The organism is Roseivirga sp. UBA838 (assembly GCF_002296035.1).
Lineage (GTDB): Bacteria > Bacteroidota > Bacteroidia > Cytophagales > Cyclobacteriaceae > Roseivirga > Roseivirga thermotolerans.
Genome location: NZ_DBHC01000029.1, coordinates 1 through 12889 on the forward strand (window position 1 = coordinate 1; position 12889 = coordinate 12889).

The following is a 12889-nucleotide window of genomic DNA, read 5'->3' on the forward strand; positions in this document are numbered from 1 at the left end:
GGAAAATATCCGCAATCTCATTTAGGCTCTGGAGATACCGGATAAAACAGCACTTTTTGAGAGTTTAAAGCCTGTTTTTCCGGCATGACGCTCTTTTCGTACATCGAACTCAGATTAAATAAAATGTTCAATGAAAATAAAACAGTACCTCAATTTAACCTTGAAAACGAATACTCTTACTGTGTAGAGATATCTGAAAGAACCAGTATAGTGAAATATTCAAAGGACGTTGAGACGGAACACGGGAAGCTTTGCTTCTTGTTCAATCAATCACTGTCTTCTGATCAGCTCCCTAATAATCTTGGTCATTCCCTTCTCGGCTTGTGCTGCCGCAGCCAGTATTTTCGAAATCTCTACTTTTTCCAGATGGTCAGGGTCGCAGCGATCGGTGATAGCCGATATGGCAAAAACAGGCAAATCCATATGTCGGGCCACAATGACTTCCGGAATGGTAGACATACCCACTGCATCGCCTCCAATACGGGCAATGAACCTGTATTCAGCTCGTGTCTCCAGGTTAGGTCCACTCACCCCTGCATAAACACCCTCATGACAACGGATACCATTTGCACGGGCTATCTCCATAGCTTCGTCAATCATCTTTCGTTCATAAGGTTCGCTCATATCCGGAAAGCGCCCTCCAAATTCATCGAGGTTAGGCCCGGTAAGTGGATTTTCTTTGGTCAGATCGATGTGATCTTCGATAATCATTAAATCTGCTACCTGAAAGTTCAGGTTCACACCCCCGGCTGCATTAGAAATGAAGAGCTTCTCTATACCCAGCATCTTCATTACCCGAACAGGAAAAGTAACCTCTTTCATATTGTACCCTTCGTAGTAATGAAAACGCCCCTGCATAGCCACTACACTTTTTCCGGCCAGCTCACCAAAAATCAGTTTACCCTGATGGCTTTCTACCGTAGACACCGGAAAATGAGGAATACTATCGTAAGAAATTTCATCAACAATTGATATTTCGTTGACCAAAGCACCCAATCCCGTACCCAGAATAATCCCAAACTGAGGCCTCACTTTTGTCTTGGATTGTATATATGTGGTGGTTTCCCTTACTTTTTCTGAATAGGTCATAGCTAATGATTTACAGTGAAAGACAAGAAGGATTGTCCGGGTCGAAATTAAACGGATATTTTCAATTGGCTGGTACAATTCCTAAAATTCCATCGAGCCGTTGCCAATCAATACACTGTCCATTGAACCTTTTATATAAAATATCAATTTGCTGTACATACATACTTTGAAATAATGCAAACAGAGGTCGGCATTTTTGATGAATGACTTTAAGTTTGCGCTGCAAAGCCTTTAACATGATCACCATAGTAGTAGGAACAAACAGAAAAAACTCAATGAGCGGCAAAGTAGCTCATTACTACCAAGATATACTGAAGAGCAAGTTTAGCGGCCCCACTCAAATAGTAGATTTAGCCGAACTACCGGGCGACTTTGTAGGCACTGCGCTTTATGACAACAATGGTAAAAACAGCAAGTTCAACGCTATTAGGGAGCGAGTCCAGGCCTCTGATAAAATTGTATTTGTGGTGCCAGAGTATAATGGTTCTTTCCCGGGTGTATTAAAGGCTTTTATTGACGGACTAAAATACCCAGAGGGCATTCGTGATAAGAAAGGAGCTTTAATAGGTGTTTCTTCCGGAGTTCAGGGGGGTGTATTGGCTATGGCACACCTTACTGACATTTTCAACTACCTGGGTATGCACGTTTTGGCCATTAAACCTAAGCTGGCCGGAATAGAAAAGCACTGGGATGGCACCAGAATCACCAACGACTTATACAACACCCTTTTGCACCAGCATGCTGAGAAGTTGGTGACATTCTAATTCGTTTTTCATGCCGCTGAACCCATTTATCAACTGACAGGTTCGTTTGAGCCTTCTTCTTAAAAAAACTAAAGCAAATTGAAGGTGACGGGAATAAAAAAAGACAGCCCATGGCAGTAGGCTGTCTTATTCACATGTCTCAACTTTTAACCGTTGATTAAGTTAAAAATTGGTTTTAGTCCACGTTGTCATGCAGAAACTTATTGTCTCCCATGATTTCGTCATCATCATTGAGATTATATCTCGAAATATTACGCTCAGATGACGGTGAGTTTTCACTCAACCGAACTTGTCTTCGCTGGTATGCGGGTATTTCCAAACGCTCTTTAAAGTCATCGTTGTTCATTCCATGATTAGAAGAGCCTCTTAGTCGTTCTTCTCGCAAACGAGCCTGCTCCATAAGTTTAGCACGCTTCATTTCCAAAAAGTTTTTGTTTCGCTCTTCGTAGAAATCATTATCTAACGACCTGTTTCGTGCCTCATTTTCTTCCTCATAGGGAGCTGAAGGGTATTCTTCTATCTCGTACTTTCTGGCAAGTCTGGCCAGGAAGGAGTAGCCCGAAGGATTGGCGTCTTCATCATCGTCATCGTCTTGCGACTTGCCGGTAGCTTCAGGTTGGGGCTCCGCCTTTGGAGCTTCAGCCGAACGATCGAAAAGGGAAGTTTGCGAGTGCTTAGGTGAAAGAGAGTCTTCATCTCTCAAATCGATCTCTCGATTGCTCTCCAGATCGATAACTTTTTTTCTCGATTCGCTCATTTGAGTCTTCAGTTCCGGAGCCTCAAAACCTGTAGCAATAACTGTTACGCTGATGTTTTGGCCATGATTAGGATCAATGCCATGCCCGAAGATAACCTCTGCATCATCGCCAGCTTTTTCCTGAATGTATTCTGTGATTTCAGTAAGTTCGTCCATTTGCAACTCTGCCTCTTCTCCGGAAATAATGGAAAGGAGAATTTTGGTTGCTCCATGAATGTCTTTGCTGTTTAGCAATGGAGAAGATATGGCCATTTCGGCTGCGCGCAATGCTCTGCCTTCTCCATCGGCTGTAGCAGAGCCCATTACGGCTGCTCCGGCACCTTTCATTACGGTTTGAACATCCATGAAGTCTACATTGACATAGCCCGGTACGGTAATAATTTCTGCAATACCTTTGGCTGCTGTAGTCAACACATTATCGGCCTCTCCAAAGGCTTTGCTGATGGGCAGGTTACCGTGCACTTCACGAAGTTTATCGTTAAGTATTACCAAAACTGTATCGCAGTTCTCTTTGAGCTCAGCAATACCTTTATTGGCCGCTTCCATTTTCTTTTTGCCTTCAAAGCTAAATGGAGCTGTAACTATACCTACTGTGAGCAGATCCATGTCTCTGGCAATTTTGGCAATTACAGGAGCAGCTCCTGTACCAGTGCCACCGCCCATTCCGGCCGTTATAAATACCATTTTGGTATCGTCCGAAAGCATGGTGCGAATTTCTTCCTTGCTTTCAATAGCGGCATTTTTACCAATATCAGGATTGGCGCCAGCCCCAAGCCCTTCGGTGAGCCCAACACCAAGCTGAAGCCTGTTGGGTACAGGGCTGCTTTTAAGTGCCTGGGCATCGGTATTACATACTACAAATTCCACATCCTTAATGCCTTGATTATACATGTGGTTTACTGCGTTACTACCGCCACCACCAACACCAATCACCTTTATGATTGATTTGTGGTGCTTTGGAAGTTCAAACATATATGAGTCTGCCATGTCGTTTTATTTTGAGCTGGGAGCGAGAAGCTTGAAGCTTGGAGCCCACAGCGGTTATTTCATTTTTTTCCTAAATGCTACTATCATATTTAAGAGGTTGAAGCATCGCTCATAATTGACTTTAAATTCTTCTTCCCCTAAATAATTCCTGTTCCTCGCTTTGTAAAGGCAAGTCACAACCTCTGCGATTGATCTCACAGAGTAACCTAAAAACCTTCTGAACTCTGAGTCTGACTGACCAATTGATCCTTCTGAAATATTCAAGGCAACAGAATCAATCGCTCTCGTAATCTGACTGGAAAGATTGAACTTCTCCCTATCCGGAAATTTGTATGAAAGAGCATTAATCTCTTCACCCAAGTCCATTGCTTCAATCCAAATTTTCATCCGTTCAAACCTAAAGCTCATTTTGTGTGTGATTTAATTTCAAGTTTCCAGGAAGCCGTTTGCTTCCCGCTTCATGCTCCTAGCTCTAAGCTAGTACTCCCCTTTATCATGAAAGTCGTCCATCAAAAGGCCTTTGGTTTTGTCAATAAGCTTGCTAAAAAACTCTGCTCCTTTCTTTTGCCCTCTGACTTCCTTTTTCACTCCACTATGGTTTCTGTTTTCATTGTAGCGGTTTTCGCGCTCATCTATGGCACGGAACCCTGAAAGTACCAAACCAACTGTGGTGGCATACATTGGGCTCTTAATGGCTTCGATCTTAGATTTACCCAAATGCTCGTTGGGGTAACCAATTCTTGCATCCATGCCCGTCATGTATTCAAACAGTTGCTGCACATAAGCCAGTTGCGATCCGCCACCGGTTATCACAATACCTCCGGCCAACTTATTGGCATAACCCGAAGTAATTATTTCTGCGTGCACCAACTCAATTATTTCCTCCATTCTGGCTTCTATAATATGGGCCAGATTTCGAATAGAAATTTCTTTTGGAGGCCTGTTTCTAAGGCCCGGAATCGAGACAATTTCATTTGGATTGGCTTCTTCGGCTATGGCCTTGCCAAACTTGGTCTTTAACAACTCAGCCTGGTTTTGCATTACCTTGAGCCCCTCCTTAATGTCGGTTGTAATAATGTTGCCACCGAAAGGAATGACCGCGGTATGGCGAATTATGCTATCATGGAAAATGGCAATATCCGTAGTACCACCTCCTATATCGACCAAACAAACACCTGCTTCTTTTTCTTCATCGCTCAACACCGACATGCTGGAGGCCAACGGCTCTAAAATGAGATTTTCGATTTCCAGCCCTGCCCGCTTAACACATTTGTTTATATTTCTTATAGCATTGGTCTGTGCTGTAATTACATGGAAGTCGGCTTCCAGTTTTACGCCAGACATACCTACCGGATCTTTAATGCCATCTTCATAATCCACAATGTAGTCTTGCGGCATAACATGAATAATCTCGCAACCGGGAGGCATTACAATTTTGTGAATGTCGTTGGTGAGCCGATTGATATCTTCTACGGTAATTTCATCGTCTACCCGGTCGCGTGTAATGCTTCCATGGTGGATTGAGCTTTTAATGTGTTGACCGGCTATTCCCACATTGACTACATTGATTTCAATGCCCGATTGCTCACTCGCCTCCGCAATCGCCTTTTCAATGGCAATAATGGTTTTATCAATATTGGTTACTATTCCACGGATCACTCCGTCTGAAACGGCTTTACCCATTCCCAGAACCTCAAGTTTTCCGTATTCATTCTTGGTTCCAACTATGGCACAAATCTTAGTTGTACCGATGTCGAGTCCTACTACTATTTTGTCGTGTTGCATGGCATTGGTTAGTCACAAATTATCTGATCCTTATATTCTACATTCACCTTTGAGTAAGTGTTCCAACCTTTGGTTGGCATTATTTGCTTGAAGAAAATCTCAAGCTTCTTGAACTTCTTCTCTATGTCTTCGGCATAGCCGAATTCCAGTCGTTGATCTCCCACCTGGGGATACATAACCACATATCCTTTGCTGTTGATATCGATCTGACCTATTTGCATAGACCAGAACTTGTGGTTGTTAATGAAATTGATGAGTGTGTAAATCTTTTGGGCATACTCTTCTTCTTTCACCGACTTAATGGCCATAAGTTTTTCGGTGTAGCGTCCGGTAATCACAGGTACGCGAGCAGTGTATTTGGAAGATACCGGCAACAGCTCCCCCGTTTCTGCGATGTAGGCATTTTTGCCCTGTGTTCCCATTAGCCGGGCAACAGGTTTGTTTTGCCTCGCCTTTACTACCAAATGGCCTTTTAGGTCTCTGTATACCTCTGCCTCTTTTACAAAACTGTGTGACTCAATTCGCTCCTCTACTTCTTTTAAGCTTACAGGAGTAAAGCCGTCTCCCAGAATGGAGTCGTTTTCGTTTTGCATTATGAGTTCCATTACATCGCTTTCATCGACAAAGAAGTTCTCAAAGGCATTTTCTATCTCTACATTTATTTCTTCTACTCTATATCCAAAGTCTCGTTTCTCTACCGAACTGGCCAGAATAACCAATAGGGCACATCCGGCTATAATCCCCAGCACTCTCAATACATTCTCTTTTGTTTTCATGACAATGCACGTTTTAAGGGTTGAACTAACTTATCTATATCACCTGCCCCCACAGTTAAAAGCACTTGAGGTTGCCAGGCTTTTATCTGATCTATCAAGCTTTCTTTGCTTGATACCATCTTCTTTTCGGCAGAAATACCATCCATGAGCATCTCTGAATTCACTCCTTCCATAGGAAGTTCCCTGGCAGGGTATATATCCAGCAAGATCACTTCATCGGCCAAAGACAAACTCTCAGAAAACTCTTGAGCGAAGTCTCTGGTACGGCTGAAAAGATGTGGCTGAAAAACAACCGTAATCTTTTTGCCGGCAAACAGGTCTTTTACCGATTTGAGTAGAGCAGCAATCTCTACAGGGTGATGAGCATAGTCGTCTATGAACACCAGGTCATCTCGCTTAATAATGAATTCAAACCTGCGTTTGACTCCACGATAGCTCTCTACAGCTTTTTTAATGGATTCATCTTTAGCCCCTAAATGCCTGCTAACAGATATGGCTGCAAGCATATTTTCCACATTGTGATAGCCGGGAACATTGAGGCGTATACCTTCAATGGTTTTCTCTCCATTCTTATAATCGAAAATAAAAGAGGCCTCTTCAAAGCGAATGTTTTCGGCAGTAATGGAAGCCTCTGAAAGCGCATAGCCTTCATGGTTAAGCTCATGACCTGAAACAAGCTCTGTGGCCAACTCATTTTTCACAAAGAGTTTCCCTTCTTGCTTTATTCTTTTTATAAAGTCCCTAAACGAGTCTTTCAACGCATCCTTATGGCCATAAATATCCAGGTGATCAGCATCGGCCGAAGTCACTACAGCCCATTCGGGATGTAAAGTGAGGAATGATCTATCGAACTCATCGGCCTCAATCACAGCAATGGCCTCACTGGTTTCGTTGAGGATCATATTGGTATCGTAGTTGGCACTTATTCCTCCAAGAAAACCGGCCACATCGAACCCTGACTCTTTTAACAGGTGCACAACCATCGATGAAGTAGTGGTTTTGCCGTGGGTTCCGGCCACTGCCACACTGCGCATGTTTTGGGTAATGATTCCCAGCACCTGTGATCTCTTGAGCACTTCAAATCCGTTATCCTTAAGCCAGTTTAATTCTGAATGATCTTTGGGTATAGCCGGAGTGTAGATAATCAAGCTACCTTCGGGGTTTGCCTTTACCTCTGCATCGATCAGGTCAATATTATCATCAAAGTGAATCTCGATTCCTTCCTGAATTAACCTGGTGGTCAACTCCGTTGAGGTGCGATCGTAGCCAGACACACGCTTTCCGTTGTGCTTGAACCAACGGGCCAAAGCACTCATGCCAATACCACCGATACCGACAAAATAGACGCTATGTATCTTTTCTAACTTCATGCGATGAGTTTCACTATTTCATCTACAATTTCATTGGCCGCATTGGGCTTGGCCATAGCCTTTATATTCTTGCTCAGCTGAGCTTTTTTCTGTTCATCTTTCAGCAGTTCGATGGCTCTATCAATGAGCACCTCTCTTGCCTCAACGTCTTTTACCAATACCGCAGCCTTGTTTTCTACCATGGCCTGGGCATTCTTGGTTTGATGGTCTTCTGCCACATTGGGCGAAGGCACGAAAATGGTGGGCTTACCTGCAATACTCAACTCCGATACTGAGAGAGCTCCTGCTCTGCTAATCACCACATCGGCCACGGCATAGGCCAGGTCCATCTCTTTCAGGAATTCAAAAAGCTTCACCAGATCGTTTTGAGGCACTTGCGATAGCTTGTTCTGCATTTCTGCATGGTAGAATTTACCACACTGCCAAAGCACCTGCACTTGTGCATCAATTAGCTTCTGAATATTCAGAATCATGCTGTCGTTTAGAGTTCTTGCTCCCAAGCTGCCACCTAAAGCCAATAATACAGGTCTATCGGCCCGCAGCCCAAAATGGCTGAGACCAGCATCCCTTTTATCAGTCAGTTCGGTAATGTCCTTTCTCACCGGGTTGCCCGTGAGTACCACCTTCTCGGCCGGAAAGAAGCGATCCATTTGCGGATACGCCACGCATATCTTCTGTACCTTCCTGGCCAACATTTTATTGGTTAAACCTGCATAAGAGTTTTGCTCTTGCACAATGGCAGGAATCTTATGCTTAACTGCCATTCTCAACAACGGACCGGAGGCGTAACCTCCAACTCCTACTGCCGCATGTGGCTTAAACCGTTTTATGATCTTCTTACTCTTTAGCAGGCTATCGACCACTTTGAGGGGAAAAGAAAGATTATCGAGCGTGAGCTTGCGCTGAAGCCCACTGATCCAAAGCCCCTTAATGGTATAGCCCGCTTCAGGCACTTTTTGCATCTCCATTTTGCCCTTAGCCCCAACGAACAAAATCTCTGCTTCAGGAAAGCGAGCTTTGAACGCGTTGGCTATGGCTATGGCCGGATACACATGCCCTCCGGTGCCTCCACCGCTAATAATTAATCGATATGGTTCTTTCTTTTCGATGTTATGCAGTTCTTAATTTATTCTTCATGTCGCCACTGATGGCCGAAAAGTCTTCTTGCTCACCTCGGCTCACGCTGAGGATAATTCCCAGTGATAGTCCGGTGAATAGCAGGGAGGTACCTCCCATACTTATGAGCGGAAGTGTCTGGCCTGTTACCGGCCCGAGCCCCACTACAACCCCAATATTTACCAGTGCCTGAATGACTATGGCAAAAGTTAGCCCTGCCGAAAGCAGGCCTCCAAAAGCCCTATCGCTATTGGCTACTACCCGCATGCCTCTATACAGCAATACCAGATAGAGAAAGAGTACCATAACACCGCCAACCAAGCCATACTCTTCAATGATGATTGCATAGGCAAAGTCTGAGTATGCTTCCGGCAAAAAATTTCGCTGAATACTTTCGCCAGGCCCATTACCTAAAATTCCGCCTGTAGCAATGGCCATGTTAGCCACCTGAGCCTGATAAGGCACTTCGGTTGGATTGAGGAACGACCGAACTCTGTTCATAGCTGTTTCGCCTCGTTGCCCCACCTTCATAGCTACGAAGCCTGCAAAGGCACCAACTACCAGAAGCATGGCCAAATACTTTACCGGTACACGGCCTATGAAGAGCAGTAGCATACAGGTAGCAAACAGCATGACGGCTGTTGAAATGTTGGTCATGGCGATGAGGGCACAAATGCCCCCACACCAGGCCAACATTGGAATTAAAGATTCTTTAAAGTCATCTATTTTTTGCTGACGTTTGGCCAACATTGTAGCCAAGGCAGCAATAAGAGCCAATTTTGCCAGATCTGAAGGCTGAAACTGCAGCCCAACAAACGGAAGTACAATCCATCGATTGGCACCGTTTACCTGAGACCCCCACTGCCACGCATAAAGCAACAGGGGCACCGAAAGTAGCAGTGCAAAATGAGTGAGCTTTGCATAGTACCTATAGTCTATCTTATGAGCCACCCACATAACAAATAATGACAAGCCCACCATAATGGTGTGGCGAATCAAAAATTTCTCGGTGTTTACTCCAGCCCTATAGGCCAATGACCCCGTGGCACTATACACTACCAGAATACCAAAAACAGACAGGCAAATAACCACCAACCAGATGACGGGGTCACCCTGAATATTCTTGTCAGCCCATTCTTTGATCTTGTTCATTTCAGATCTTTGATTTTTAATTTTTGATATTTCTGTTCGCAGAAGAAGTTTTGATCGAAGCCACCACTATGCCAAAATCTCATCTCCTTCTTTCATCAATTCTTTTAGCAATTGAAGATTCGTTCCATTTAGTTCGGTTAATAAATCCATGAAGTATAAGCACTCATCGGCCTCTTCTTCGACTATCTTCAGTTTGTTAATGAAGTCTGCTGATTTTGCTCTACAGGCAGCACGATAATTAGCCCCTACCGAGGTACTACATCTAGTCAGTTGCTGACCAATTACACCATAGGTATATCCATTTGGCAATTCCTCAATCATTCTCAAACTGCTGAGTACATATTGCCTTTGGCGTTTGATCATATCGTGTCTACTGAAGCTCAATCGTCATTCAACATTCATAAATCCAAAATCATAGTGCCCTAACGGCACTCTTAAACTGGTTTCCTCTGTCCACATAATTCTGGAACAGATCGAAACTGGAGCAAGCCGGAGACAGCAACACAATGTCTCCCGGTTTGGCAAGTTCTTTGGCCCAGCGCACAGCCTGGATCAAATCGTCAGTAGACCTTACTACCGGTACCAAATTCTCGAAAGACGTAATGAGCTTGGAATTATCTTTTCCCAGGCAGATCAGCGCCTTCACTTTATCCTGCACCAGTTGGTTTACCAGGTTATATTCATTGCCCTTATCAATTCCTCCGGCAATCCACACAATTGGGTTTTCGAAGGCATCGAGGGCATATTTTACGGAATCAAGATTGGTTGCTTTGGAATCGTTGATGTACTCTACTCCATTGAGTTCGCGGACAGGTTCCAGCCTGTGTTCAGCTCCCTTGAAAGTCTTAAGTGCCTCAAGCAATGCTTCCGGTGAAACACCGGCCACAAGGGCAGCATTTCCGGCAGCGGCTGCATTCAACGCATTGTGTAGTCCCTTGATTGAGATATCTGCTCTGGGGGCAGATACCTCAATACCATTAGGGACATAAAACAACCTATCATTTTGTATATAAGTTATCTCAGCAGCGTCTCCGCTGAGCGAAAAGGGATGTACATTGAGGCCACGAGTGGCTTTAACAATGCCTTCCCCGATTTGGGGGTCATCCTGCCAATAGACAGCATGACGTCCCAGGTGTACAAGGTGAAATATGCGCATCTTGGATGCGATATATTTTTGGAAGTCGTAGTCGTATCTATCCAGATGATCCGGTGTGATATTCAACAAGACCCCTATTTCTAATTTCAATTCGTAGGAATCATCCAACTGGAAACTGCTCAGTTCGAGCACATACCAATCGAAGTTTTCCGTGAGCACCTGACGTGCGAAACTGGTTCCTACATTGCCCGCTAGCCCTACATTGAATCCACCCGTTTTCAGGATGTGATAAGTGAGCATTGCAGTTGTGGTTTTACCGTTTGTTCCGGTAATTCCTATGAGTTTTGCATTGGTGAATTGTGCTGCGAACTCGATTTCTGAAATGATCAGATTTCCGTTAGCTCTTAGCTTTTTAATCAACTCTGCCTTTTCAGGAATGCCTGGGCTTTTTACTACCAAGTCGCTTTTCAGAATTCGGTCTGTCGAGTGACTTCCTTCTTCATAAGCAATTCCAGCATCATCAAGCTCCTTCTTATAATTCGCTTTGATTTGACCTGCGTCTGAAACGAACACATCATACTCCCTAGCCTGCCCTAGTAAGGCTGCTCCTATGCCGCTTTCACCGGCTCCGAGTATGGTTAGTTTACGTTTCATTCGTTTCTACCCCCTTGTATTCCCCCTGCTAGGGGGAAATTGGGTTATGGTTTTATATTTTAATTCTTTTCTTCATATCAACTTCTCCCCTCTCAGGGGAGATACAGAGGGGTGTTAGCCCTCCTCTAATCATCACCTCAGTTTCAATGTGGCCAAGGCAATAATTGCCAGCAGGATTCCCACAATCCAGAATCGCGTAACGATTTTAGGTTCTGGGATTTCCATTTTCTGGTAATGATGGTGAAGCGGAGACATCTTAAAGATTCTTCTGCCTTCACCGTATTTCTTTTTGGTGTATTTGAAATAGCTCACCTGCAAAATCACAGAGAGATTTTCTATCACGAAGATTCCGCACAACACGGGAATCAAAAGTTCTTTTCTAAGTACTAGCGCCAGTACAGCAATTACTCCACCTAATGAAAGGCTACCTGTATCGCCCATAAATACCTGGGCAGGGTATGAGTTGTACCAAAGAAAGCCTACACAAGCACCCACAAAAGCCGTACAGAAGATTACCAGCTCTCCAGATCTTGGAATGAACATTACATTGAGGTAATCGGAGAAGATGGCATTACCTGAGATATAGGCCAATATGGCCAGTGTGAGGCCTATAATTGCTGAAGTACCGGCTGCCAGTCCATCGATTCCATCGGTAATGTTTGCCCCATTGGAGATGGCCGTAACAAAGAAAATGACAATTAAGATGTATATGCCTGCTGTAATCAGCTCATTCTCGGTCGGATTCAGTTTGCTGTAATCCAGCTCATTGTTCTTTACAAATGGTATAGTCGTAGTTGTTGACTTATATTCAAACCAATTGACTTCAATTGGTGGATCACTATCTACATCCGGTAGATTAAAATCACGTATTACAACATCTTGGTGAAAATAAAGTGTGGCTCCTACGATTAAGCCTACTGATATTTGTCCAACAACTTTGAATTTACCAGCTAACCCTTCTTTGTTCTTTTTGAATACTTTGATATAGTCATCCAAAAAGCCGATTCCGCCTAAAACCAAAGTAGTTACCAGCAAAAGGATGACATAGATATTTTCAAGCTTGGCAAACAGTAGTGTTGGCACTACAATGGCCGCAATAATAATGAGCCCACCCATAGTTGGTGTGCCTTTCTTTTGCATTTGGCCTTCCAAACCAAGATCCCTTATGGTTTCACCTACCTGCATTTTCCGTAGCATGTTGATGAGAGACTTACCAAATGTGATGGTGATGAGCAATGAAACGAGCACAGCCATACCTGCCCTGAAGGAGATGTACTGGAATACTCCAGCTCCAATCAGGTCAAATTCACGGTCTAAATAGTCGAATAAGTAGTATAACATGC

Annotated in this window: 12 protein-coding genes; 1 reads left to right on the forward strand and 11 read right to left on the reverse strand. The window is 43.9% G+C overall.

Features of this window, described 5'->3' with window-relative positions:
* Positions 1-270 precede the first annotated feature (270 nt).
* Positions 271-1089 carry a purine-nucleoside phosphorylase gene (locus B3O12_RS09610; RefSeq protein ID WP_286756142.1) on the reverse strand — a complete coding sequence of 273 codons (819 nt, stop codon included), beginning with the start codon at positions 1087-1089 and terminating at the stop codon, positions 271-273.
* 236 nt (positions 1090-1325) lie between these two features.
* Here B3O12_RS09610 and B3O12_RS09615 point away from each other — a divergent pair, with 236 nt between their 5' ends.
* On the forward strand, positions 1326-1853 hold the full coding sequence (locus B3O12_RS09615; protein ID WP_189630194.1) for an NADPH-dependent FMN reductase: 528 nt from the start codon (positions 1326-1328) through the stop codon (positions 1851-1853).
* A gap of 175 nt (positions 1854-2028) precedes the next feature.
* Here B3O12_RS09615 and ftsZ read toward each other — a convergent pair whose 3' ends face one another.
* From ftsZ to mraY, 10 genes are all read right to left on the reverse strand, one after another.
* Entirely contained in the window at positions 2029-3597 is a 1569-nt protein-coding gene (gene ftsZ, locus B3O12_RS09620; RefSeq protein WP_286744923.1) for a cell division protein FtsZ, read from the reverse strand.
* 54 nt (positions 3598-3651) lie between these two features.
* Positions 3652-4005 (reverse strand): four helix bundle protein, encoded by a 354-nt coding sequence (locus B3O12_RS09625; protein ID WP_286756144.1) that lies wholly within the window; start codon positions 4003-4005, stop codon positions 3652-3654.
* A gap of 69 nt (positions 4006-4074) precedes the next feature.
* Positions 4075-5382 carry a cell division protein FtsA gene (gene ftsA / locus B3O12_RS09630; RefSeq protein ID WP_189630190.1) on the reverse strand — a complete coding sequence of 436 codons (1308 nt, stop codon included), beginning with the start codon at positions 5380-5382 and terminating at the stop codon, positions 4075-4077.
* Positions 5383-5390: 8 nt separating this feature from the next.
* Positions 5391-6158, reverse strand: a complete 768-nt coding sequence (locus tag B3O12_RS09635) for a cell division protein FtsQ/DivIB (RefSeq protein WP_189630189.1) — start codon at positions 6156-6158, stop codon at positions 5391-5393.
* A complete protein-coding gene (murC, locus tag B3O12_RS09640; protein WP_286756145.1) occupies positions 6155-7528 on the reverse strand; it encodes a UDP-N-acetylmuramate--L-alanine ligase in 1374 nt (457 codons plus the stop codon). Before murC ends, B3O12_RS09635 begins: the two co-directional genes overlap by 4 nt.
* Positions 7525-8637: an undecaprenyldiphospho-muramoylpentapeptide beta-N-acetylglucosaminyltransferase gene (murG, locus tag B3O12_RS09645; protein WP_286756183.1), complete on the reverse strand. Its 1113-nt coding sequence runs from the start codon at positions 8635-8637 to the stop codon at positions 7525-7527. The genes murC and murG overlap by 4 nt, the downstream gene beginning before the upstream one ends.
* A 1-nt stretch (position 8638) precedes the next feature.
* Complete coding sequence (locus B3O12_RS09650; protein WP_189630187.1) at positions 8639-9796, reverse strand: FtsW/RodA/SpoVE family cell cycle protein; 1158 nt, start codon at positions 9794-9796, stop codon at positions 8639-8641.
* 66 nt (positions 9797-9862) lie between these two features.
* The gene (locus B3O12_RS09655) at positions 9863-10159 is read right to left on the reverse strand and encodes a four helix bundle protein (RefSeq protein WP_286756147.1); all 297 of its coding nucleotides are present in this window, start codon (positions 10157-10159) and stop codon (positions 9863-9865) included.
* A 49-nt stretch (positions 10160-10208) separates the two neighbouring features.
* A complete protein-coding gene (gene murD, locus B3O12_RS09660) occupies positions 10209-11546 on the reverse strand; it encodes a UDP-N-acetylmuramoyl-L-alanine--D-glutamate ligase (protein ID WP_286756148.1) in 1338 nt (445 codons plus the stop codon).
* A gap of 132 nt (positions 11547-11678) precedes the next feature.
* A complete protein-coding gene (gene mraY, locus B3O12_RS09665; RefSeq protein WP_286756149.1) occupies positions 11679-12887 on the reverse strand; it encodes a phospho-N-acetylmuramoyl-pentapeptide-transferase in 1209 nt (402 codons plus the stop codon).
* Between the last annotated feature and the right edge of the window lie 2 nt (positions 12888-12889).